Source organism: Herbaspirillum sp. Her4, from assembly GCF_057961335.1.
The window spans coordinates 1-24,482 of sequence record NZ_CM176330.1 but is presented as its reverse complement, the minus strand read 5'-3'; the positions used below and the strand labels follow the sequence as shown (position 1 = coordinate 24,482).

14 protein-coding genes, 4 tRNA genes and 6 rRNA genes are annotated in these 24,482 nt (G+C 56.9%); 15 read left to right on the top strand and 9 right to left on the bottom strand.

Features of this window, described 5'->3' with window-relative positions:
• Nucleotides 1–33: 33 nt before the first annotated feature.
• Nucleotides 34–1,518, top strand: coding sequence for an MFS transporter (locus ACWFUC_RS00120; RefSeq protein WP_489637418.1), 1,485 nt, complete (start codon nucleotides 34–36; stop codon nucleotides 1,516–1,518).
• 17 nt (nucleotides 1,519–1,535) lie between these two features.
• Here the strand turns inward: ACWFUC_RS00120 and ACWFUC_RS00115 are convergent, their stop codons facing one another.
• Nucleotides 1,536–2,462, bottom strand: coding sequence for a LysR family transcriptional regulator (locus tag ACWFUC_RS00115; RefSeq protein ID WP_489623776.1), 927 nt, complete (start codon nucleotides 2,460–2,462; stop codon nucleotides 1,536–1,538).
• 155 nt (nucleotides 2,463–2,617) lie between these two features.
• On the opposite strand from ACWFUC_RS00115, the gene ACWFUC_RS00110 reads away from it, so the two are divergent.
• Nucleotides 2,618–3,397: a 3-oxoacyl-ACP reductase family protein gene (locus ACWFUC_RS00110; protein WP_489623775.1), complete on the top strand. Its 780-nt coding sequence runs from the start codon at nucleotides 2,618–2,620 to the stop codon at nucleotides 3,395–3,397.
• 87 nt (nucleotides 3,398–3,484) lie between these two features.
• Here the strand turns inward: ACWFUC_RS00110 and trpC are convergent, their stop codons facing one another.
• From trpC to rpe, 6 genes are all read right to left on the bottom strand, one after another.
• On the bottom strand, nucleotides 3,485–4,285 hold the full coding sequence (gene trpC / locus ACWFUC_RS00105; protein WP_134223319.1) for an indole-3-glycerol phosphate synthase TrpC: 801 nt from the start codon (nucleotides 4,283–4,285) through the stop codon (nucleotides 3,485–3,487).
• 37 nt (nucleotides 4,286–4,322) lie between these two features.
• Nucleotides 4,323–5,360 (bottom strand): anthranilate phosphoribosyltransferase, encoded by a 1,038-nt coding sequence (gene trpD / locus ACWFUC_RS00100; protein WP_034340151.1) that lies wholly within the window; start codon nucleotides 5,358–5,360, stop codon nucleotides 4,323–4,325.
• Between the two features lie 26 nt (nucleotides 5,361–5,386).
• The gene (locus ACWFUC_RS00095) at nucleotides 5,387–5,962 is read right to left on the bottom strand and encodes an aminodeoxychorismate/anthranilate synthase component II (RefSeq protein ID WP_310840562.1); all 576 of its coding nucleotides are present in this window, start codon (nucleotides 5,960–5,962) and stop codon (nucleotides 5,387–5,389) included.
• The gene (trpE, locus tag ACWFUC_RS00090; protein ID WP_039786830.1) at nucleotides 5,963–7,459 is read right to left on the bottom strand and encodes an anthranilate synthase component I; all 1,497 of its coding nucleotides are present in this window, start codon (nucleotides 7,457–7,459) and stop codon (nucleotides 5,963–5,965) included.
• Nucleotides 7,460–7,811: 352 nt separating this feature from the next.
• Entirely contained in the window at nucleotides 7,812–8,492 is a 681-nt protein-coding gene (locus tag ACWFUC_RS00085) for a phosphoglycolate phosphatase (protein ID WP_034340158.1), read from the bottom strand.
• Between the two features lie 49 nt (nucleotides 8,493–8,541).
• A complete protein-coding gene (gene rpe, locus ACWFUC_RS00080) occupies nucleotides 8,542–9,207 on the bottom strand; it encodes a ribulose-phosphate 3-epimerase (protein ID WP_034340160.1) in 666 nt (221 codons plus the stop codon).
• Between the two features lie 258 nt (nucleotides 9,208–9,465).
• On the opposite strand from rpe, the gene apaG reads away from it, so the two are divergent.
• On the top strand, nucleotides 9,466–9,840 hold the full coding sequence (apaG, locus tag ACWFUC_RS00075) for a Co2+/Mg2+ efflux protein ApaG (protein WP_039786847.1): 375 nt from the start codon (nucleotides 9,466–9,468) through the stop codon (nucleotides 9,838–9,840).
• A gap of 32 nt (nucleotides 9,841–9,872) precedes the next feature.
• Here apaG and ACWFUC_RS00070 read toward each other — a convergent pair whose 3' ends face one another.
• A complete protein-coding gene (locus ACWFUC_RS00070; protein WP_489623774.1) occupies nucleotides 9,873–10,052 on the bottom strand; it encodes a hypothetical protein in 180 nt (59 codons plus the stop codon).
• Between ACWFUC_RS00070 and mltA the strand changes: the two genes are divergently transcribed.
• Entirely contained in the window at nucleotides 10,051–11,283 is a 1,233-nt protein-coding gene (gene mltA, locus ACWFUC_RS00065; RefSeq protein WP_088756147.1) for a murein transglycosylase A, read from the top strand. The genes ACWFUC_RS00070 and mltA overlap by 2 nt on opposite strands.
• A gap of 89 nt (nucleotides 11,284–11,372) precedes the next feature.
• Here mltA and ACWFUC_RS00060 read toward each other — a convergent pair whose 3' ends face one another.
• A complete protein-coding gene (locus tag ACWFUC_RS00060) occupies nucleotides 11,373–11,810 on the bottom strand; it encodes a universal stress protein (RefSeq protein WP_039786852.1) in 438 nt (145 codons plus the stop codon).
• Nucleotides 11,811–12,024: 214 nt separating this feature from the next.
• Between ACWFUC_RS00060 and ACWFUC_RS00055 the strand changes: the two genes are divergently transcribed.
• The 11 genes from ACWFUC_RS00055 to rrf (ACWFUC_RS00005) all read left to right on the top strand — a co-directional run bounded on the left by ACWFUC_RS00055 (nucleotide 12,025) and on the right by rrf (ACWFUC_RS00005) (nucleotide 24,432).
• Complete coding sequence (locus tag ACWFUC_RS00055) at nucleotides 12,025–12,801, top strand: enoyl-CoA hydratase (protein ID WP_252697605.1); 777 nt, start codon at nucleotides 12,025–12,027, stop codon at nucleotides 12,799–12,801.
• A gap of 659 nt (nucleotides 12,802–13,460) precedes the next feature.
• Nucleotides 13,461–14,990 (top strand): 16S ribosomal RNA (locus tag ACWFUC_RS00050).
• 117 nt (nucleotides 14,991–15,107) lie between these two features.
• Nucleotides 15,108–15,184 (top strand) — tRNA-Ile (locus ACWFUC_RS00045).
• Between the two features lie 7 nt (nucleotides 15,185–15,191).
• A tRNA-Ala gene (locus ACWFUC_RS00040) sits at nucleotides 15,192–15,267 on the top strand.
• A 282-nt stretch (nucleotides 15,268–15,549) separates the two neighbouring features.
• Nucleotides 15,550–18,421 (top strand): 23S ribosomal RNA (locus tag ACWFUC_RS00035).
• A gap of 140 nt (nucleotides 18,422–18,561) precedes the next feature.
• Nucleotides 18,562–18,674: ribosomal RNA gene (gene rrf / locus ACWFUC_RS00030) — 5S ribosomal RNA — on the top strand.
• 537 nt (nucleotides 18,675–19,211) lie between these two features.
• Nucleotides 19,212–20,744, top strand: a 16S ribosomal RNA gene (locus ACWFUC_RS00025).
• 117 nt (nucleotides 20,745–20,861) lie between these two features.
• Nucleotides 20,862–20,938, top strand: a tRNA-Ile gene (locus ACWFUC_RS00020).
• Nucleotides 20,939–20,945: 7 nt separating this feature from the next.
• Nucleotides 20,946–21,021: transfer RNA gene (locus ACWFUC_RS00015), tRNA-Ala, on the top strand.
• A 287-nt stretch (nucleotides 21,022–21,308) separates the two neighbouring features.
• Nucleotides 21,309–24,179: ribosomal RNA gene (locus ACWFUC_RS00010) — 23S ribosomal RNA — on the top strand.
• Between the two features lie 140 nt (nucleotides 24,180–24,319).
• Nucleotides 24,320–24,432, top strand: a 5S ribosomal RNA gene (gene rrf / locus ACWFUC_RS00005).
• The 16S, 23S and 5S rRNA genes sit together here with 4 tRNA genes alongside, the layout of an rRNA operon.
• Nucleotides 24,433–24,482 lie beyond the last annotated feature (50 nt).

Genomic DNA, 24,482 nt, shown 5'->3' with positions numbered 1-24,482 from the left:
TTCAGCAAGCGCCGGCCCATGCCGGCGTTTCGCATGGTTCAACCAAAAACAACAGAGGCCAAGAACACCGTGGGAACCAACGACAACAGCCTGTCCGATGCACGCGTGCGCATGTTGCCCTACATCGTGGCGGCGACTTTCTTCATGGAGTATCTCGATACCACCATCATCGCCACGGCCCTGCCGCAGATGGCGCAGTCCTTCGGTGTCGGTCCCAACGAACTGAGCCTGGGCATGACGGCCTACATGCTCACGCTGGCCGTCTTCATTCCCATCAGCGGCTGGGTGGCCGACCGCTTCGGTTCGCGCACGGTGTTCGGCATCGCCATTGCCATCTTCACGCTGGCTTCCGTTTTGTGTGGCTATTCGCAGAACGTGTGGGAGTTCACCGCAGCGCGTGTATTGCAAGGCTTGGGTGGCGCAATGATGGTACCGGTCGGGCGCATGATCGTGGTACGCAGTACCGGCAAGGACAGGCTGATGAAAGCCATTGCCACCATCACCTGGCCGGCCATCGTGGCACCGGTGGTGGGACCATCGATCGGTGGCTTCATCACCACCTATGCTTCCTGGCATTGGATCTTCCTGATGAACGTGCCGTTCGGGTTTGCGGCGTTCATTGCCGTCATGCGCGTGGTGCGCAATGAACACGGTCACGGCAAGCGGCCACTGGACGTGATCGGTTTCCTGCTCTCGGGCGCGGCGCTGACTTCGCTGCTGTATGGCACCGAGATCGCCAGCCATATGGAATCCAACATCAAGGTGGCGCTCGGTTTCGTGGCCTTGGGCGTGGTGCTCGGATACTGCGCGTGGCGGCACATGCAGCGCATCGAACATCCGTTGCTGGATTTTTCCAACCTGCGCATTCCGACCTATTCGGTGACGGTGCTGACCGGTTCGCTCACGCGTATTGGCGTGGATGCAGTGCCTTACCTGATGCCGCTGATGTTCCAGATCGGTTTCGGCCTGACGGCGTTCCAGTCGGGGTTGCTGCTGCTGGCCACCGCCCTCGGCAATCTCGGCATGAAGGCGTTCACCACGCGCGTCCTGCAGCGTTTCGGTTTTCGTAGCGTGGCGGTCAACAATGCGGCCATCGCCGGTTGCCTCATCATCGCCTGCGGCCTGCTCACGCCGGGCACACCGCTGCCGGTGATCCTGGGGGTGATCTTCTGCTACGGGCTGTCGCGGTCGATGCAGTTTTCGACCCTGGCCACGCTGGCGTATGCGGATATCAGCGATGCCCGCAAATCCTCGGCCAGCACGCTGTGGAGCGTGGCGCAGCAGATGACCATCGGCATGGGCATCGCCTTCGGTGCGCTGGCCTTGCGTATCGCGGCGGCGATCCGGGGCGAGGAGATCGATGCCAGCGGCGCGCATTTCACGCTGGGCGACTTCCAGTGGGCCTTTGCCATGGCTGGCGTGGTGACGCTGGTTTCAGTGATCGGCTATCGTGGCCTGGCGCGGGACGCCGGCAGCAACATCGGTGGCGGGATGCGCGCCGCGCAAGGCAAGCGCTGAACTGCGCTGGCGCTCCTTCAGCGCTGCGCCGAAAAGCGCTCCGCCAGCCGCTCGCGGCGGAAGTGCTCCACAACGAAATCGACGAATACCCGCGTCTTGGCCGGCAGCAGCCGCGCTGCGGTGAAGTAGAGCGAGAGCATGCCGGTATCCACGTACCAGTCCGGCAGCACCCGCACCAGCGTGCCGCGATCCAGATAGAGCAGGGCATGCGGCATCGCTACCAGCGTGATGCCCAGCCCCGCTTCGGCCACCTCGCAAGCCGCATTGGCATCGCTCATGGTCATGCGTTGCTGCAGCGTGACCGGTGCCTGCTGGCCGCTGTGGTCGCGTAGCGAGAAAGGCCGAACGCGTCCGGTCTGGGGCGAGCGGATCAGGATGCCCGCATGCTCGGCCAGGTCGGCCGGCGAGCGCAAGGCGGGATGCGCCTCCAGATAGGCGGGTGAAGCCAGCAGCACCCGATGCGCCGGGGCCAGCTCGCGCGCCACCACGCCCGGCGAGAGCTCGGTGCCGCCGGCGATGGCGGCATCAAAGCCCTCGGTGATGAGATCCACCGAGCGGTTCTCGAAATGCCAGTCCGGCTGGATGCCCGGATAGCGCCCCAGGAATTCTCCCAACAAGGGCACGATGTATTGCCGCCCGAAACCTGTCCCCATGCTGACCTTGAGCGTGCCGACCGGCTGTCCGCCAGCGCTGGCGAGATTGGCCACGGCACTGCGGATGGCTTGCAGGCCGCCGCCCACTTCTTGCAGAAAGCGCTCACCTGCCTCGGTCAGCGAGAGCTTGCGGGTGCTGCGGTGAAACAGGCGTACGCCCAGTGAAGTCTCCAGCCGTGCCACGTTCTTGCCCACGGCCGCCGAGGTCAGGCCGAGCTGGCGTGCCGCCGCAGAAAAGCTGCCGGCGTGGGCCGCAGCGACGAAGCATTCGATGCTGGACATGGTTTCCATCGCTCGATTCTAAACCATTGGTTTAAAAAGAAGATAGGGATTGCCAGCTAGTCGCTACATAATCAAACGCCGATACTTGCTTCAACCCGGACGTACACAGCAGCACGCCGCTGCAGGCCGACGGGGCCAACCCATCACTTTCAAGGAGCAAGATCATGAACAAGCAAATCCAGAACGCCGCCGCATCCCCATCCGCATCCACCCTGGCCTCCAAGGTGGCCTTCGTGCAAGGCGGTTCGCGCGGCATCGGCGCGGCCATCGTGCAGCGCCTGGCCGCCGAAGGCGCCACCGTCGCCTTCACCTATGTCACTTCGCCGGACAAGGCGCAAGCCCTGGTCTCCCGCGTGGAAGCCGCCGGTGGCCGCGCCCTGGCGATCCAGGCTGACAGCGCCGATGCAGCCGCCCTGCAGCAAGCCATCCGCCTGGCCGCGGAGACCTTTGGCCGGCTCGATATCCTGGTCAACAATGCGGGCGTGCTGGCCATGGGCCCCATCGATGAGTTCAAGCTGGAGGATCTGGATCGGACCCTGGCCGTGAATGTGCGCAGCGTGGTCGTAGCGACCCAGGCGGCCGTGCGCTACATGGGCGAAGGCGGCCGCGTCATCAGCATCGGCAGCACCAATGCCGACCGCATCCCCTTTGCCGGCGGCGCCGTGTATGCCATGAGCAAGTCGGCGCTGGTTGGCCTGACCAAGGGCCTGGCCCGTGACCTCGGCCCGCGCGGCATCACCGTCAACAACGTCCAGCCTGGTCCGGTCGATACCGACATGAACCCGGCCAACAGCGACTTCGCCACTTCCCTGACTGGCCTGATGGCACTGCCCCGCTATGGCAAGGCTGAAGAAATCGCCAGTTTCGTGGCCTATCTCGCAGGTTCGGAAGCGGGCTACATCACCGGTGCCAACCTGATGATCGATGGCGGTTTCTCGGCTTGATCGCTGCTCAGGTCACCGTCACTCTCAGGACGAAAAAAAACCTCGTACCGGTCTGCACCGGGCGAGGTTTTTTCGTGAGAGGGGGAATCAGGCGAACAGGCGAGCCAATTCTACGCCCGGCTCCGGGGCACGCATGAAGGCTTCACCGACCAGGAAGGCATGCACGTCGGCATCGCGCATGCGCTTGACATCGTCCGGGGTGGCGATCGCCGATTCGGTGACCACCAGCTTTTCCGGGGGGATGCGCGGCAGCAGGTTCAGCGTGGTGTCGAGCGTGGTCTCGAAGGTGCGCAGGTTGCGGTTGTTGATGCCCAACAGGCGGGTCTTCAGTTTGAGGGCCGCGTCCAGTTCAGCCTGATCGTGGACTTCCACCAGCACGCTCATGCCCAGCTCATGGGCGCAGGCTTCCATGTCGGCCATGAGACCGTGGTCCAGCGCAGCCACGATCAGCAGGATGGCGTCCGCGCCCCAGGAGCGCGCTTGATAGATCTGGTAATGATCCATCATGAAATCCTTGCGCAGTACCGGCAGGGCACACGCGGCGCGCGCCTGCCTGAGGTAGTCCGGCGAGCCCTGGAAGAATTGTTCATCGGTCAGTACCGACAGGCAGGCCGCGCCATGTTCGGCATAGCTCACCGCGATCTCGGCCGGCTTGAAGTCGGGACGGATCACGCCCTTGGAAGGCGAGGCTTTCTTGACTTCGGCAATCACGCCGGCCTGGCCGTTGGCGATCTTGCCGCGCAGGCTCTCTTCGAAATTGCGCAGTTCCGAGCGCAATTCGCTATCGGTTTCCACATCGCGGCGCAGGCTGGCGAGGTCGCGCTGCTGCTTGGCGATGCGGACTTCCTCGGCCTTGACGTCGAGGATCTTGTTGAGGATGTCGGACATGGGGCTCCTGTCAGGGGGCTGAGTTGAGGGGCGGAGGTCAGTGCTTGCCGCCGAGCTGGCGGGTCACCTGGACGAACTGGTCCAGCTTGGCACGCGCCGCACCGGAAGCGATGGTGGCACGCGCCGTCTGCAGGCCCTCGGCGATCGAGGGCGCAACGCCGGCCGCGTAGAGCGCGGTGGCGGCATTGATGACTACGATGTCGTGCACCGGACCGGGTTCCCCACGCAGGGCTTCGAAGATTTTCTCCTTGGACTCGGTGGCATTGCCGACCTGCAAGTTGCGGCTGGCAAACATGGACAGGCCGAAGTCTTCCGGATGGATCTCGTATTCGCGGATCTCGCCGTTGACCAGCTCGCCCACCATGGTGGCACCGCCCAGCGTGACCTCATCCAGGTTGTCTCGGCCCCAGACCACGATGGCGTGCTGCGCGCCCAGGCGTTGCAGCACGCGCACCTGGATGCCGACCAGGTCGGCATGGAACACGCCCATGAGGATGTTGGGGGCACCGGCCGGATTGGTAAGCGGACCGAGGATGTTGAAGATGGTGCGCACGCCCAGCTCCTTGCGCACCGGCGCCGCATGCTTCATGGCGGCGTGGTGGTTGGGGGCGAACATGAAGCCGATACCGGTCTGGGCAATCGATTGCGCCACTTGCTCGGGTTGCAGGTTGATGTCTGCGCCCAGGGCTTCGAGTACGTCGGCGCTGCCAGAGGACGAAGAAACACTGCGTCCGCCATGCTTGGCCACGCGCGCACCGGCGGCCGCCGCCACGAACATGGAGGCGGTGGAAATGTTGAAGGTGTGCGCACCGTCGCCGCCGGTGCCGACGATGTCGAGCAGGCGGGAGGTGTCGGCCATCGGCACCTTGGTGGCGAATTCGCGCATGACCTGGGCCGCGGCGGCGATCTCGCCGATGCTTTCCTTTTTCACGCGCAGGCCCATGGTGAGGGCCGCGATCATCACCGGCGACATCTCGCCGCTCATGATCTGGCGGAACAGCGTCAGCATTTCATCGTGGAAGATTTCGCGATGCTCGATACAGCGCAGCAGCGCTTCTTGGGGAGTGATGGGCATGTCTTGTCTCGATTTGTCTAATGGTCTCAGCCGTGGGCGCTGCCGGTCAGGAAGTTCTTGAGCAGGGCGTGGCCGTGCTCGGAGAGGATGGACTCGGGGTGGAACTGCACGCCTTGCAGGTCGAACTCCTTGTGACGCACGCCCATGATTTCTCCATCATCGGTCCAGGCGGTCACTTCCAGGCAATCCGGCAGGGTGGCGCGTTCGATGGCCAGCGAGTGGTAGCGGATCACGGTGTAGGGAGTGGGCAGGTCCTTGAAGACGCCCACGCCGGTGTGCGCAATCTTGGACGTCTTGCCATGCATGACCTGCTTGGCGCGGATGATGTTGCCGCCGAAGGCTTCACCGATGGCCTGGTGGCCGAGGCAGACTCCAAGGATGGGCAGCTTGCCGGAAAATTCCTTGAGCAGGGCCACGCAGATGCCGGCTTCCTTGGGGCTGCAGGGGCCGGGGGATAGGCAGATGCGTTCCGGGTTCAGTTTTCTGATGTCATCCAGCGTGATCTCGTCATTGCGGATGGTCAGCACCTCTTCGCCCAGCTCGCCGAAGTATTGCACCAGGTTGTAGGTGAAGGAGTCGTAGTTGTCGATCATCAGCAGCATTTAGATTTCTCCGTCCAGGCCATCTTGCACTTGTTCAGCAGCGCGCAATACGGCACGCGCCTTGTTTTCGGTTTCTTCCCATTCCATTTCCGGCACCGAGTCGGCCACGATGCCGGCGGCCGCCTGCACGTACAGCGTGCCGTCCTTGATGACGCCGGTACGGATCGCAATGGCCACGTCCATCTCGCCGCCGAAGGAGAGATAGCCGCAGGCGCCGCCGTAGATGCCGCGCTTGGTCGGTTCCAGTTCGTCGATGATTTCCATGGCGCGCACCTTGGGGGCGCCCGAGAGGGTGCCGGCGGGGAAGGTGGCCTTGAGCACATCCAGGTTCGACATGCCGGGTTTGAGGATGCCCTCGACGTTGGAGACGATGTGTTGCACGTGGGAATATTTTTCGATCACCATCTGGTCGGTGACCTTGACGCTGCCGGTGGTGGCGATGCGGCCGATGTCGTTGCGGGCCAGGTCGATCAGCATCACGTGCTCGGCGATTTCCTTGGGATCGGCCAGCAGTTCGCGCGCCAGCTGTTCATCGCGCTCGATGGTGGAGCCGCGCGGGCGGGTGCCGGCCAGCGGGCGGATGGTGATCTTCTTCTGGCCTTCGCCGATGGATTCGTTGCGCACCAGGATTTCCGGCGAGGCACCGACGATCTGCATGTCGCCGAAGTTGTAGAAGTACATGTAAGGGGAGGGGTTCAGCGAACGCAGCGCGCGGTACAGCATCAGCGGCGAATCCACATAGGATTTCCTGAGGCGCTGGCCGATCTGCACCTGCATCAGGTCGCCGGCCATCACGTATTCCTTGGCGCGGGCCACGGCCTTGAGGTATTCGTCCTTGGGGAATTCGCGGATCGTTTCAGTACGCACCGAACCGGTGGTCACCGGTGCATCGGCCGGGCGGCGCAGCATGGCGCGCAGGTCGCGCAGGCGCTGGCGGCCACGGGAGAAAGCTTCCGGCTGGGTAGGGTCGGCGTAGACGATCAGGTAGAGCTTGCCGGAGAGGTTGTCGATGACGGCCAGTTCTTCGGTCAGCAGCAGCTGGATGTCGGGCAGGCCCAGCGTATCTTGCGGGGCGCTGTTTTCCAGGCGTTTTTCGATGTAGCGCACGGCGTCGTAGCCGAAGTAGCCGGCCAGGCCGCCGCAGAAGCGCGGCATGCCGGGACGGATGGCGACCTTGAAGCGGGATTGATACTCGGCGATGAATTCCAGCGCATTGCCTTCGGCGGTCTCGATGACCTCGTCATTTTTCAGTACCTCGATCTGCTGGCCGCTGCAGCGGATCTTGGTGGAGGCGGGCAGGCCGATGAAGGAATAGCGGCCGAAGCGTTCGCCACCGACCACCGACTCCAGCAGGAAGGTGTTCTTGCCGGTGTTGTGGCTCTGGGCCAGCTTGAGATAGAGCGTCAGCGGAGTTTCCAGGTCGGCGAAGGCTTCGGCGATCAGGGGGATGCGGTTGTAGCCTTCGGCGGCCAGCGATTTGAATTCGAGTTCGGTCATGTGTCACTCCAGACCGCCATTGTAGGGTACGCGGGCCTGGCCGCAGACCGGCGCGCAGACGCCATGAAGCCATGGACGCGATGCACGCGGATGCAGCAGACAGGTGCGGACTCTCGCCAGCGGTGTCGTTATGAGAATTACGGGAAATGCGGAGGATGCGGTACCACAACAAACGACCCGGCACGCAGGTGCGGCCAGGTCCAGGCGTCAATTACTGCGCCTGGAATTGCCAGCGTCGCCACAGCCAGGCCTCAGGGGCGGCTGTCGGTTGAGCGGTTCGTTTGTTGTTACGAAACATTGATGTGGGTCGCGATTGGATCTTCGGTCTGTCGACCGGTGAGCTGACGGGTTGTCAGTCCACCGAGATTTGCTGCGCTGCTTCTACAAGCGTCGAAACTATACCATCCGAATCGACGTCGTGTATAGATTCACCGTGATTGTATCCATACGGAACATTCAGGACACGGCAACCGGCCGCGCGGGCGGCCTGGGCATCGTTGCTGGAGTCGCCGATGGCCACGACCTGCGCGGGTTGCAGGGCGAAATCCTCACAGACTTGCAGCAAGGGCATGGGATCGGGCTTCTTCTTCGGGAAGGAATCGCCGCCATAGACGATCTCGAAGAAATCGCGCAGCCCCTTCTTCTGCAGCAGCGGTACGGCGAAGGCCAGCGGCTTGTTGGTCACGCAGGCCAGGCGCAGGCCCTTGGCGCGCAAGGCTTGCAGGCCCTCGACCACGCCCGGGTAGAGCGAGGAATAGTCGCCATTGATGGCCAGGTAATGCTCCGTGTAGCTGTCCAGCGCCTGCTGGAAGTATTGCGCCGCCTCGTCCTCGGCATAGTCCACGGCGAGCACGCGCCGGATCAGGTTCTCGGTCCCCTTGCCGACGAAGTTGACGATGGTTTCCTGGGACAGGGGCGTGAGTCCCAATTCTTCACGCATGCGGTTGACCGCGACGTGGAAGTCAGCGGCCGTATCCAGCATGGTGCCGTCGAGGTCGATGATGGCGGCCTTGATGTTGGTCAGATTCTTCATATGCCCGGTAAACCTCGTTGTTTGTTCGTCTGGCGAAGGGGAGGTGCGATCAGACCTGGGCCAGTTCGGCGCGCATGGCGTCGATGACGGCCTTGTAGTCCGGCTTGCCGAAGATGGCCGAACCGGCCACGAAGGTGTCGGCACCGGCGCGGGCGGCCGCGGCGATGTTCTCGACCTTGATGCCGCCATCGACTTCCAGCAGGATGTCGCGGCCGGATTCATCGATGCGGCGGCGCACTTCGGCGATCTTTTTCAGGGCTTCCGGAATGAAGGACTGGCCGCCGAAACCGGGGTTCACCGACATGATCAGGACCATGTCCAGCTTGTCCATGACGTGATCCAGGTAATGCAGCGGCGTGCCGGGGTTGAATACCAGGCCGGCCTTGCAGCCGTTGTCGCGGATCAGTTGCAGGGAGCGGTCGATGTGCTCCGAGGCTTCCGGGTGGAAGGTGATGAGGTTGGCACCGGCCTTGGCGAAATCGGGGATGATGCGGTCCACCGGCTTGACCATCAGGTGCACGTCGATCGGCACTTGCACGTGCGGGCGGATGGCTTCGCACACCAGGGGGCCGATGGTCAGGTTGGGGACATAATGGTTGTCCATCACGTCGAAGTGAATGAAATCGGCACCGGCGGCGACGACATTGCGCACTTCTTCACCCAGGCGGGCGAAATCGGCGGACAGGATGCTGGGGGCGATACGGAAGGTCGGCATGGCTTTAAACAAAGGATGGCTGAATCGACATTGGCCGTCGGGCGCAGGCGCGAAGGCGGCAAAACCGCTATTCTACCTTGCTGCAGCGGTCGCCGGCCCGGCCGATGAGCTGGCTTGGCCCGGAATGGGCAGAGCAGGCGGAACGCATCGGCTTGCGCAGCCGGCTGAATTCGTGTGCAATCCGGGGTGGCCGCGCGGGCAAGCCCGATTGCAGATCGCCGGCGCGGCGGCAGTCCCCTTCACAACACAGGAAATTCCATGGCAGCGTATGAGTTCACGGTGACGGTCAAGACCCAGTACCTGGAGGAACAATCCGATCCATCGCGTTCGCATTACGTGTTCGCCTATGCGATCACCATCGTCAATACCGGCACGGTCCCTGCCCAGTTGATCTCGCGCCACTGGGTCATCACCGACGCCAACAACCACGCGCAGGAAGTGCGCGGCCTGGGCGTGGTCGGGCATCAGCCCTTCCTGCAGCCCGGTGAGCAGTTCGAGTACACCAGCGGTACCTCGCTCGGGACCCCCCAGGGCAGCATGCATGGTGAATATTTCTGCGTGGCCGAGGATGGCGAGCAATTCGACGTGCGCATCCCCGAGTTCGTGCTTTCACTGCCGCGTACCTTGCACTGAATTTTTCTTCCTGAGGCGGGACGACGGATTTTTCAGCGCGGGTCGCTGTCTGTCCTCTCTCGCGCTGGCTGCTGTTTCTTTTCCTGCGCTTCTTTCTGCCTGGCGCTGACGGGCCGGCCATTGTGTTCCTTGCGGCCCGAGAACATGGTCCACCAGACGATGAAGACCAGCACGAAGAAGGCGGCACTGGCCTCCAGGATCAACCACAACATGAATTTGTCTCCAATGTCATTGAATCGTTTTGCCAAGCTGTCGGCGCTGCGGCGTCTTAGTGTACCTGCGATGGCGGTCTCGGTCGCTGTCCTGCTGGCGGCCTGCCAGACCACGCCGCTCACCACGCCGGCTCCGAGCCAGCCGTCGCCCAAGCCAGTGGCCCAGCCGGGCCCGGCCATGCGCGCCACCACCTTCGCCCAACTCCCGGGCTGGAACAATGACGACCTGCGCGAAGCCTGGCCAGCGCTGCAGTCTTCCTGCTCGGTCATGATTCGCAAGCCCGAGTGGCGCGCCGCCTGTGGCGCGGCGCAGCAGGTCAATGCCAATGACCTTGGCTTCCTGCGCCAGTATTTTGAGACTTATTTCACGCCGTATCAGCTGTTCAATCCCGATGGCACCGACACCGGGCTGGTGACCGGCTACTACGAGCCCCTGCTGCGCGGTTCGCGCCGCCGCGCCGGGCCGTATCAGACACCGCTGTACCAGGCGCCGGACGACCTGCTGACCATCGACATGGCCAGCGTCTATCCCGAACTGAAGAACCTGCGCCTGCGCGGCAAGGTGGTCGGACGCAAGGTGGTGCCGTATCCGACGCGCGCCGAGTTGATGCAGGGCAATAGCTTGTCCGGCAAGGAAATCGTCTGGGTGGATGATCCGGTGGAGGCCTTCTTCCTGCAGGTGCAGGGCTCGGGCCGCGTGTATCTGCCGGAGTCGCGCGAGACCATTCGCCTGGCCTATGCGGACCAGAATGGCCGTCCCTACAAGTCGATCGGACGCTATCTGGTGGATAAGGGGGAGATGGAGCTGTCCCAGGCATCCGCCCAGAACATCAAGGCCTGGGTGCAGGCCAATCCGGCGCGCAAGGAAGAGTTGCTCAATGCCAATCCCAGCTATGTCTTCTTCAAGGAAGAAAAGCTGCCGGATCCTTCCAAGGGACCCAAGGGGGCGCAAGGCATTCCGCTGACCCCGCAGCGTTCCATCGCCATCGACCCGCAGCATGTGCCGCTGGGGGCGCCGGTGTTCCTGGCGACCACGCTGCCCAATAGCGACCGGCCGCTGCAGCGGCTGGTGGTGGCGCAGGATACGGGCGGTGCCATTCGTGGCGTGGTGCGGGCCGACTATTTCTGGGGCTTTGGCGACGAAGCCGAGGATCGCGCGGGGGCCATGAAGCAGCGCGGCATGATGTGGGTGCTGCTGCCCAAGGGGATGACGCCGCCGGGTGGCAACTGAATTTTGGTGAATTCCTTGCGGCAATGAAAAAGCCTGATCCTGTCGAGGGATCAGGCTTTTTTGCCGATGGCGGGGCTTATCTACAAGAATCAGCGCAGTACCAGCACCGGGATGGTCGAATGGGTCAGCACCTTCTGCGTCTTGCTGCCCAGGAAGATGCGCGAAAGCCCACTGCGCCCGTGGGAGGCCATGAAGATGGCGTCGCAGCCGTGCAGCGTCGCCGCCTTGATGATTTCTTCATCGGGATTGAAGGACATCACGATCTCCGTCTGGCAGGGTACGCCGGCGGCGGCCGCAGCATCTGCGATCTTCTTGATGTGCTGGTTGGCCAGGGTTTTGACGTTTTCTTCATAAAGGGCGGGATCGATCGCCATCGAGCTCTCGGCCAGCGGCGAGAAGGGGTAGGGTTCGGCCACCGAGATGCCGACGATGCTCGCACCACTGTTTTTGGCGTAGTCGATGGCCGTCGCGATGGCCTTGTCTGAGCGTTCGGAGCCGTCCGTGGGGACCAGGATATTCTTGAACATGTTCGCCTCCTCATATAGGGATAGGGAATGCGCCGCTGCGCACAGGGAATGACTCCAATATAGTCCCGTGGTGCCTTGCCCGCATGAAATTCTTGGCAGTCATTGCGCCAGGTCGGACTGGCGCATTATTTTTGGCTTATTCTTGCGGTTCGCCGTGCCGGTTGCTGCCACGCCCGGGCGGATTGCCGATTCATTCATAAGAAGGAGACCCACTATGAGCTATGAAAACATCCTGGTCGAGACCCATGACAAGGTCGGCCTGATCCGCCTGAACCGTCCCAAGGCGCTCAATGCCTTGAGCGACGATCTGATGAGCGAGCTGGGAACGGCATTATTGGCCTTCGATGCTCAGGAAGAGATCGGCTGCATCATCGTCACCGGCAGTGAGAAGGCCTTCGCGGCGGGGGCTGATATCAGTGTGATGGCCGGGTTTGATTATATGGATGTCTTCAATGGGGAATTCATCACACGCAACTGGGAGACCCTGCGTCGCATCCGCAAGCCGGTGATTGCCGCAGTGGCGGGCTATGCGCTGGGCGGTGGCTGTGAGCTGGCGATGATGTGCGATTTCATCATCGCGGCCGACAATGCGAAGTTCGGGCAACCGGAGATCAAGCTGGGCATCATCCCGGGCGCTGGCGGTACGCAGCGCCTGCCGCGTGCGGTCTCCAAGTCCAAGGCCATGGACCTGGCGCTGACGGCACGCATGATGGATGCACAGGAGGCTGAGCGCGCCGGGCTGGTGTCGCGCATCGTGCCGGCCGACAAGCTCATGGAAGAAGCCATGGCGGCTGCGGTGACCATTACCGAGATGCCGCGCCAGGTGGCGATGATGGTGAAGGATTCGGTCAATCGTGCCTACGAGACCACCTTGTCCGAGGGGATGAAGTATGAGCGCGCGCTCTTTTATAGCTGCTTCGCTACCGAGGACCAGAAGGAGGGCATGAAGGCCTTCCTGGAAAAGCGGCCGGCGGTGTTCAAGAACGCCTGATCATTTTTCTTTCCATGGAGAAGAAAGGGTCGCCCGTCAGGGCGGCCCTTTTTTCTGAATGATTTACTATTTATTCATATCCAGCGGAAACCGCTGCCAGTCGGGGGTTTGCGGGAATTTGGCGTCGATGGCGAAGCACTGCACTTGTATTATTTTCGAGATTTTTTCGAAAGTGCTTGCGCGGCATGTAGTGGGTTGCTATAGTTCGCCCCCTGCTGACGCGGCACACGAAGTGAAGTTGAAAAACAGAGCGACGGATGTCGGCGAAGCAAGGAGTAGTGAAGCAGGTTGTAAGGCGTTTTAATTGGAAGTAGTCGAGCGGTAGCAAAAGCGAAGACGAAAAGATTTAAAGCGAATCGCAAAAAAGTAGTTGACGCGATAAACAAACTGCTACATAATCTCGTTTCTCTGCTGCTGACGAACAAAACGATTCGCAGCGATGCAAACAGCGCCAAGCGCGTTTGCGGCAGACAAGATCTTTAAAAATTAACAGCCGATAAGCGTGGGCGTTTAATGAAGTGCGACAGAACTTCGGTTCTGGAAACTTTAAATATTAAATGCTCACAAGAAATATAGGTAAGTTCGCAAGAAATTACCTGTCAGTATTTTGAGAGAGCGATGCCCTTCGGGGTAGCCAGAAATGGCACAAAACAGAGATTAAACTAAAGAGTTTGATCCTGGCTCAGATTGAACGCTGGCGGCATGCCTTACACATGCAAGTCGAACGGCAGCATAGGAGCTTGCTCCTGATGGCGAGTGGCGAACGGGTGAGTAATATATCGGAACGTGCCCTAGAGTGGGGATAACTAGTCGAAAGACTAGCTAATACCGCATACGATCTACGGATGAAAGTGGGGGATCGCAAGACCTCATGCTCCTGGAGCGGCCGATATCTGATTAGCTAGTTGGTGGGGTAAAAGCCTACCAAGGCGACGATCAGTAGCTGGTCTGAGAGGACGACCAGCCACACTGGGACTGAGACACGGCCCAGACTCCTACGGGAGGCAGCAGTGGGGAATTTTGGACAATGGGGGCAACCCTGATCCAGCAATGCCGCGTGAGTGAAGAAGGCCTTCGGGTTGTAAAGCTCTTTTGTCAGGGAAGAAACGGTAGTAGCTAATATCTATTACTAATGACGGTACCTGAAGAATAAGCACCGGCTAACTACGTGCCAGCAGCCGCGGTAATACGTAGGGTGCAAGCGTTAATCGGAATTACTGGGCGTAAAGCGTGCGCAGGCGGTTGTGTAAGTCAGATGTGAAATCCCCGGGCTCAACCTGGGAATTGCATTTGAGACTGCACGGCTAGAGTGTGTCAGAGGGGGTAGATTCCACGTGTAGCAGTGAAATGCGTAGATATGTGGAGGAATACCGATGGCGAAGGCAGCCCCCTGGGATAACACTGACGCTCATGCACGAAAGCGTGGGGAGCAAACAGGATTAGATACCCTGGTAGTCCACGCCCTAAACGATGTCTACTAGTTGTCGGGTCTTAATTGACTTGGTAACGCAGCTAACGCGTGAAGTAGACCGCCTGGGGAGTACGGTCGCAAGATTAAAACTCAAAGGAATTGACGGGGACCCGCACAAGCGGTGGATGATGTGGATTAATTCGATGCAACGCGAAAAACCTTACCTACCCTTGACATGGATGGAATCCTGAAGAGATTTGGGAGTGCTCGAAAGAGAACCATCACACAGGTGCTGCATGGCTGTCGTCAGCTCGTGTCGTGAGATGTTGGGTTAAGTCCCGCAACGAGCGCAACCCTTGTCATTAGTTGCTACGAAAGGGCACTCTAATGAGACTGCCGGTGACAAACCGGAGGAAGGTGGGGATGACGTCAAGTCCTCATGGCCCTTATGGGTAGGGCTTCACACGTCATACAATGGTACATACAGAGGGCCGCCAACCCGCGAGGGGGAGCTAATCCCAGAAAGTGTATCGTAGTCCGGATTGGAGTCTGCAACTCGACTCCATGAAGTTGGAATCGCTAGTAATCGCGGATCAGCATGTCGCGGTGAATACGTTCCCGGGTCTTGTACACACCGCCCGTCACACCATGGGAGCGGGTTTTACCAGAAGTGGGTAGCCTAACCGCAAGGAGGGCGCTCACCACGGTAGGATTCGTGACTGGGGTGAAGTCGTAACAAGGTAGCCGTATCGGAAGGTGCGGCTGGATCACCTCCTTTCTAGAGTGCGCACGAAGTTAAGCGTCCACACTTATCGGCTGTAAATCAAGAACAGTTATTTGGTGAAGCACGGTCCGTGACACAAGTCACTGACTGGCTACTGATACTGATCCAAGCGGGTCTGTAGCTCAGCTGGTTAGAGCACCGTGTTGATAACGCGGGGGTCGTTGGTTCGAGCCCAACCAGACCCACCAAGGTTTCGGGGGTTTAGCTCAGCTGGGAGAGCACCTGCTTTGCAAGCAGGGGGTCGTCGGTTCGATCCCGTCAACCTCCACCAAGAAATATCAAACCTAAGTCAGCGTTCAAGTTGGCGTAGTGATTTAGGTTTGATCTTTTACGATCAATGGCTGTTTTTGTTCTTTAACAATCTGGAAGAAGTAAAGATTCATTTAAACGATCGCCAGGACTTCGGTTCTTGCGAAAGTAAAAATGGGTGTGATTGTATCAATCAAAGTATTACGAAGTGATCTTAGCAATTAGAAGACTTACTTTGGAATACGGCAAACGCTAAAACTCAACGCTTCATATAACGCTCTTGCAAAAGAGGCTAACGTTATAGGAACAAGCGAATAAGTGCACATGGTGGATGCCTTGGCGATTACAGGCGATGAAGGACGTAGTAGCTTGCGATAAGCTGCGGGGAGCTGGCAAACAAGCTTTGATCCGCAGATTTCCGAATGGGGAAACCCGGCCGTAAGGTCATCGTTATCTGAATACATAGGGTAACGAAGCGAACGTGGCGAACTGAAACATCTAAGTAGCTACAGGAAAAGAAATCAACCGAGATTCCCAAAGTAGTGGCGAGCGAAATGGGATCAGCCTGCAAGATTTAGCATCAACGATAGCAAAACGGAATGGAAAGTCCGGCCATAGTGGGTGATAGCCCCGTATGCGAAATCGATGGTGTGGAACTAGGCTTGCGACAAGTAGGGCGGGACACGTGAAATCCTGTCTGAACATGGGGGGACCATCCTCCAAGGCTAAATACTCGTAATCGACCGATAGTGAACCAGTACCGTGAGGGAAAGGCGAAAAGAACCCCGGAAGGGGAGTGAAATAGATCCTGAAACCGTGTGCATACAAACAGTAGGAGCCTCGTAAGGGGTGACTGCGTACCTTTTGTATAATGGGTCAGCGACTTACATTCAGTGGCAAGCTTAACCGAATAGGGAAGGCGCAGAGAAATCGAGTCCGAATAGGGCGTTCAGTCGCTGGGTGTAGACCCGAAACCAAGTGATCTATCCATGGCCAGGTTGAAGGTGCGGTAACACGCACTGGAGGACCGAACCCACTAATGTTGAAAAATTAGGGGATGAGCTGTGGATAGGGGTGAAAGGCTAAACAAACTTGGAAATAGCTGGTTCTCTCCGAAAACTATTTAGGTAGTGCCTCAAGTATCACCATCGGGGGTAGAGCACTGTTATGGCTAGGGGGTCATCGCGACTTACCAAACCATTGCAAACTCCGAATACCGATGAGTGCGAGCTTGGGAGACAGACGCCGGGTGCTAACGTCCGACGTCAAGAGGGAAACAACCCAGACCGCCAGCTAAGGTCCCAAAGATTGGCTAAGTGGAAAACGAAGTGGGAAGGCTAAAACAGTCAGGAGGTTGGCTTAGAAGCAGCCATCCTTTAAAGAAAGCGTAATAGCTCACTGATCGAGTCGTCCTGCGCGGAAGATGTAACGGGGCTAAGCCAGTCACCGAAGCTGCGGATATCCGCAAGGATATGGTAGGAGAGCGTTCTGTAAGCCTGTGAAGGTGTCTTGTAAAGGATGCTGGAGGTATCAGAAGTGCGAATGCTGACATGAGTAGCGATAATGCGGGTGAAAAGCCCGCACGCCGTAAGCCCAAGGTTTCCTGTTCAACGTTCATCGGAGCAGGGTGAGTCGGCCCCTAAGGCGAGGCAGAGATGCGTAGCTGATGGGAAGCAGGTTAATATTCCTGCACCGTCGTTAGATGCGATGGGGGGACGGATCGCGGAAGGTTGTCCGACTGTTGGAATAGTCGGTTTTTGCATCGAAGAAGGCTGTTAGGCAAATCCGGCAGCGTAATTCAAGGGTGTGAGACGAGCGAACTTGTTCGCGAAGCAATCGGAAGTGGTTCCAAGAAAAGCCTCTAAGCTTCAGTCTAACGAGACCGTACCGCAAACCGACACAGGTGGGCGAGATGAGTATTCTAAGGCGCTTGAGAGAACTCGGGAGAAGGAACTCGGCAAATTGGTACCGTAACTTCGGGATAAGGTACGCCCAAGTAGTTTGACTGGCCTGCGCCAGAAGGACAAAAGGGTTGCAATAAAATGGTGGCTGCGACTGTTTAATAAAAACACAGCACTCTGCAAACACGAAAGTGGACGTATAGGGTGTGACGCCTGCCCGGTGCTGGAAGATTAAATGATGGGGTGCAAGCTCTTGATTGAAGTCCCAGTAAACGGCGGCCGTAACTATAACGGTCCTAAGGTAGCGAAATTCCTTGTCGGGTAAGTTCCGACCTGCACGAATGGCGTAACGATGGCCACACTGTCTCCTCCCGAGACTCAGCGAAGTTGAAATGTTTGTGATGATGCAATCTACCCGCGGCTAGACGGAAAGACCCCATGAACCTTTACTGTAGCTTTGCATTGGACTTTGAACCAATCTGTGTAGGATAGGTGGGAGGCTTTGAAGCGTGGACGCTAGTCTGCGTGGAGCCGACCTTGAAATACCACCCTGGTTTGTTTGAGGTTCTAACCTTGGTCCGTTATCCGGATCGGGGACAGTGCATGGTAGGCAGTTTGACTGGGGCGGTCTCCTCCCAAAGTGTAACGGAGGAGTTCGAAGGTACGCTAGGTACGGTCGGACATCGTGCTAATAGTGCAATGGCATAAGCGTGCTTAACTGCGAGACTGACAAGTCGAGCAGGTACGAAAGTAGGACATAGTGATCCGGTGGTTCTGTATGGAAGGGCCATCGCTCAACGGATAAAAGGTACTCTGGGGATAACAGGCTGATTCCTCCCAAGAGTTCATATCGACGGGGGAGTTTGGCACCTCGATGTCGGCTCATCACATCCTGGGGCTGTAGCCGGTCCCAAGGGTATGGCTGTTCGCCATTTAAAGTGGTACGTGAGCTGGGTTTAAAACGTCGTGAGACAGTTTGGTCCCTATCTGCCGTGGGCGTTGGAAGTTTGAAGGGGGCTGCTCCTAGTACGAGAGGACCGGAGTGGACGAACCTCTGGTGTATCGGTTGTCACGCCAGTGGCATTGCCGAGTAGCTAAGTTCGGAAGAGATAACCGCTGAAAGCATCTAAGCGGGAAACTCGCCTTGAGATGAGACTTCCCGGGAACTAGATTCCCCTAAAGGGTCGTTCGAGACCAGGACGTTGATAGGTCAGGTGTGGAAGCGCAGTAATGCGTTAAGCTAACTGATACTAATTGCCCGTGCGGCTTGTTCCTATAACATTAGCTCTGTTATAGACAAGTTGAGCATAAAATGTGTTTGCCCTTAGTGCATCACACCCAAGAATCTACTAAATACTTCTTCCAGTTTGGGTTGGTTGCTGCTCCATCGAGAGCAACTGACTTTACAAGTTATGCCTGATGACTATAGCAAGTTGGTACCACCCCTTCCCATCCCGAACAGGACCGTGAAACGACTTCGCGCCGATGATAGTGCTGCAACCAGTGTGAAAGTAGGTCATCGTCAGGCTTGTTATCCCCAAAAACCCTCGTTACGCAAGTAGCGAGGGTTTTTGCTTTTAAGTATACGTGTGAGACCCTGAAGTATGAATGAGTCTTCACCGAGCTGGCCGGAACAACGGTGACCGCTGAAAAGCGAACCAGGTTGAACCGGAAAGCAAAGAGGCATGAAGCAGTGTGAAGTACGTTTTAAATGGAAGTAGTCAAAGCGGAAGTTAAGCGAGACGAAGAGATTTAAAACGAATCGCAAAAAAGTAGTTGACGCGATAAACAAACTGCTACATAATCTCGCTTCTCTGCTGCTGACGAACAAAACGATTCGCAGCGATGCAAACAGCGCCAAGCGCGTTTGCGGCAGACAAGATCTTTAAAAATTAACAGCCGATAAGCGTGGGCGTTTAATGAAGTGTGACAGAACTTCGGTTCTGGAAACTTTAAATATTAAATGCTCACAAGAAATATAGGTAAGTTCGCAAGAAATTACCTGTCAGTATTTTGAGAGAGCGATGCCCTTCGGGGTAGCCAGAAATGGCACAAAACAGAGATTAAACTAAAGAGTTTGATCCTGGCTCAGATTGAACGCTGGCGGCATGCCTTACACATGCAAGTCGAACGGCAGCATAGGAGCTTGCTCCTGATGGCGAGTGGCGAACGGGTGAGTAATATATCGGAACGTGCCCTAGAGTGGGGGATAACTAGTCGAAAGACTAGCTAATACCGCATACGATCTACGGATGAAAGTGGGGGATCGCAAGACCTCATGCTCCTGGAGCGGCCGATATCTGATTAGCTAGTTGGTGGGGTAAAAGCCTACCAAGGCGACGATCAGTAGCTGGTCTGAGAGGACGACCAGCCACACTGGGACTGAGACACGGCCCAGACTCCTACGGGAGGCAGCAGTGGGGAATTTTGGACAATGGGGGCAACCCTGATCCAGCAATGCCGCGTGAGTGAAGAAGGCCTTCGGGTTGTAAAGCTCTTTTGTCAGGGAAGAAACGGTAGTAGCTAATATCTATTACTAATGACGGTACCTGAAGAATAAGCACCGGCTAACTACGTGCCAGCAGCCGCGGTAATACGTAGGGTGCAAGCGTTAATCGGAATTACTGGGCGTAAAGCGTGCGCAGGCGGTTGTGTAAGTCAGATGTGAAATCCCCGGGCTCAACCTGGGAATTGCATTTGAGACTGCACGGCTAGAGTGTGTCAGAGGGGGGTAGAATTCCACGTGTAGCAGTGAAATGCGTAGATATGTGGAGGAATACCGATGGCGAAGGCAGCCCCCTGGGATAACACTGACGCTCATGCACGAAAGCGTGGGGAGCAAACAGGATTAGATACCCTGGTAGTCCACGCCCTAAACGATGTCTACTAGTTGTCGGGTCTTAATTGACTTGGTAACGCAGCTAACGCGTGAAGTAGACCGCCTGGGGAGTACGGTCGCAAGATTAAAACTCAAAGGAATTGACGGGGACCCGCACAAGCGGTGGATGATGTGGATTAATTCGATGCAACGCGAAAAACCTTACCTACCCTTGACATGGATGGAATCCCGAAGAGATTTGGGAGTGCTCGAAAGAGAACCATCACACAGGTGCTGCATGGCTGTCGTCAGCTCGTGTCGTGAGATGTTGGGTTAAGTCCCGCAACGAGCGCAACCCTTGTCATTAGTTGCTACGAAAGGGCACTCTAATGAGACTGCCGGTGACAAACCGGAGGAAGGTGGGGATGACGTCAAGTCCTCATGGCCCTTATGGGTAGGGCTTCACACGTCATACAATGGTACATACAGAGGGCCGCCAACCCGCGAGGGGGAGCTAATCCCAGAAAGTGTATCGTAGTCCGGATTGGAGTCTGCAACTCGACTCCATGAAGTTGGAATCGCTAGTAATCGCGGATCAGCATGTCGCGGTGAATACGTTCCCGGGTCTTGTACACACCGCCCGTCACACCATGGGAGCGGGTTTTACCAGAAGTGGGTAGCCTAACCGCAAGGAGGGCGCTCACCACGGTAGGATTCGTGACTGGGGTGAAGTCGTAACAAGGTAGCCGTATCGGAAGGTGCGGCTGGATCACCTCCTTTCTAGAGTGCGCACGAAGTTAAGCGTCCACACTTATCGGCTGTAAATCAAGAACAGTTATTTGGTGAAGCACGGTCCGTGACACAAGTCACTGACTGGCTACTGATACTGATCCAAGCGGGTCTGTAGCTCAGCTGGTTAGAGCACCGTGTTGATAACGCGGGGGTCGTTGGTTCGAGCCCAACCAGACCCACCAAGGTTTCGGGGGTTTAGCTCAGCTGGGAGAGCACCTGCTTTGCAAGCAGGGGGTCGTCGGTTCGATCCCGTCAACCTCCACCAAGAAATATCAAACCTAAGTCAGCGTTCAAGTTGGCGTAGTGATTTAGGTTTGATCTTTTACGATCAATGGCTGTTTTTGTTCTTTAACAATCTGGAAGAAGTAAAGATTCATTTGATGATGAATGCCAGGACTGCGGTCCTTGTATGAATCAAAAAAATGGGTGTGATTGTATCAATCAAAGTATTACGAAGTGATCTTAGCAATTAGAAGACTTACTTTGGAATACGGCAAACGCTAAAACTCAACGCTTCATATAACGCTCTTGCAAAAGAGGCTAACGTTATAGGAACAAGCGAATAAGTGCACATGGTGGATGCCTTGGCGATTACAGGCGATGAAGGACGTAGTAGCTTGCGATAAGCTGCGGGGAGCTGGCAAACAAGCTTTGATCCGCAGATTTCCGAATGGGGAAACCCGGCCGTAAGGTCATCGTTATCTGAATACATAGGGTAACGAAGCGAACGTGGCGAACTGAAACATCTAAGTAGCTACAGGAAAAGAAATCAACCGAGATTCCCAAAGTAGTGGCGAGCGAAATGGGATCAGCCTGCAAGATTTAGCATCAACGATAGCAAAACGGAATGGAAAGTCCGGCCATAGTGGGTGATAGCCCCGTATGCGAAATCGATGGTGTGGAACTAGGCTTGCGACAAGTAGGGCGGGACACGTGAAATCCTGTCTGAACATGGGGGGACCATCCTCCAAGGCTAAATACTCGTAATCGACCGATAGTGAACCAGTACCGTGAGGGAAAGGCGAAAAGAACCCCGGAAGGGGAGTGAAATAGATCCTGAAACCGTGTGCATACAAACAGTAGGAGCCTCGTAAGGGGTGACTGCGTACCTTTTGTATAATGGGTCAGCGACTTACATTCAGTGGCAAGCTTAACCGAATAGGGAAGGCGCAGAGAAATCGAGTCCGAATAGGGCGTTCAGTCGCTGGGTGTAGACCCGAAACCAAGTGATCTATCCATGGCCAGGTTGAAGGTGCGGTAACACGCACTGGAGGACCGAACCCACTAATGTTGAAAAATTAGGGGATGAGCTGTGGATAGGGGTGAAAGGCTAAACAAACTTGGAAATAGCTGGTTCTCTCCGAAAACTATTTAGGTAGTGCCTCAAGTATCACCATCGGGGTAGAGCACTGTTATGGCTAGGGGGTCATCGCGACTTACCAAACCATTGCAAACTCCGAATACCGATGAGTGCGAGCTTGGGAGACAGACGCCGGGTGCTAACGTCCGACGTCAAGAGGGAAACAACCCAGACCGCCAGCTAAGGTCCCAAAGATTGGCTAAGTGGAAAACGAAGTGGGAAGGCTAAAACAGTCAGGAGGTTGGCTTAGAAGCAGCCATCCTTTAAAGAAAGCGTAATAGCTCACTGATCGAGTCGTCCTGCGCGGAAGATGTAACGGGGCTAAGCCAGTCACCGAAGCTGCGGATATCCGCAAGGATATGGTAGGAGAGCGTTCTGTAAGCCTGTGAAGGTGTCTTGTAAAGGATGCTGGAGGTATCAGAAGTGCGAATGCTGACATGAGTAGCGATAATGCGGGTGAAAAGCCCGCACGCCGTAAGCCCAAGGTTTCCTGTTCAACGTTCATCGGAGCAGGGTGAGTCGGCCCCTAAGGCGAGGCAGAGATGCGTAGCTGATGGGAAGCAGGTTAATATTCCTGCACCGTCGTTAGATGCGATGGGGGGACGGATCGCGGAAGGTTGTCCGACTGTTGGAATAGTCGGTTTTTGCATCGAAGAAGGCTGTTAGGCAAATCCGGCAGCGTAATTCAAGGGTGTGAGACGAGCGAACTTGTTCGCGAAGCAATCGGAAGTGGTTCCAAGAAAAGCCTCTAAGCTTCAGTCTAACGAGACCGTACCGCAAACCGACACAGGTGGGCGAGATGAGTATTCTAAGGCGCTTGAGAGAACTCGGGAGAAGGAACTCGGCAAATTGGTACCGTAACTTCGGGATAAGGTACGCCCAAGTAGTTTGACTGGCCTGCGCCAGAAGGACAAAAGGGTTGCAATAAAATGGTGGCTGCGACTGTTTAATAAAAACACAGCACTCTGCAAACACGAAAGTGGACGTATAGGGTGTGACGCCTGCCCGGTGCTGGAAGATTAAATGATGGGGTGCAAGCTCTTGATTGAAGTCCCAGTAAACGGCGGCCGTAACTATAACGGTCCTAAGGTAGCGAAATTCCTTGTCGGGTAAGTTCCGACCTGCACGAATGGCGTAACGATGGCCACACTGTCTCCTCCCGAGACTCAGCGAAGTTGAAATGTTTGTGATGATGCAATCTACCCGCGGCTAGACGGAAAGACCCCATGAACCTTTACTGTAGCTTTGCATTGGACTTTGAACCAATCTGTGTAGGATAGGTGGGAGGCTTTGAAGCGTGGACGCTAGTCTGCGTGGAGCCGACCTTGAAATACCACCCTGGTTTGTTTGAGGTTCTAACCTTGGTCCGTTATCCGGATCGGGGACAGTGCATGGTAGGCAGTTTGACTGGGGCGGTCTCCTCCCAAAGTGTAACGGAGGAGTTCGAAGGTACGCTAGGTACGGTCGGACATCGTGCTAATAGTGCAATGGCATAAGCGTGCTTAACTGCGAGACTGACAAGTCGAGCAGGTACGAAAGTAGGACATAGTGATCCGGTGGTTCTGTATGGAAGGGCCATCGCTCAACGGATAAAAGGTACTCTGGGGATAACAGGCTGATTCCTCCCAAGAGTTCATATCGACGGGGGAGTTTGGCACCTCGATGTCGGCTCATCACATCCTGGGGCTGTAGCCGGTCCCAAGGGTATGGCTGTTCGCCATTTAAAGTGGTACGTGAGCTGGGTTTAAAACGTCGTGAGACAGTTTGGTCCCTATCTGCCGTGGGCGTTGGAAGTTTGAAGGGGGCTGCTCCTAGTACGAGAGGACCGGAGTGGACGAACCTCTGGTGTATCGGTTGTCACGCCAGTGGCATTGCCGAGTAGCTAAGTTCGGAAGAGATAACCGCTGAAAGCATCTAAGCGGGAAACTCGCCTTGAGATGAGACTTCCCGGGAACTAGATTCCCCTAAAGGGTCGTTCGAGACCAGGACGTTGATAGGTCAGGTGTGGAAGCGCAGTAATGCGTTAAGCTAACTGATACTAATTGCCCGTGCGGCTTGTTCCTATAACATTAGCTCTGTTATAGACAAGTTGAGCATATATTGTGTTTGCCCTTAGTGCATCACACCCAAGAATCTACTAAATACTTCTTCCAGTTTGGGTTGGTTGCTGCTCCATCGAGAGCAACTGACTTTACAAGTTATGCCTGATGACTATAGCAAGTTGGTACCACCCCTTCCCATCCCGAACAGGACCGTGAAACGACTTCGCGCCGATGATAGTGCTGCAACCAGTGTGAAAGTAGGTCATCGTCAGGCTTGTTACTCCCCAAAAACCCTCGTTACGCAAGTAGCGAGGGTTTTTGCTT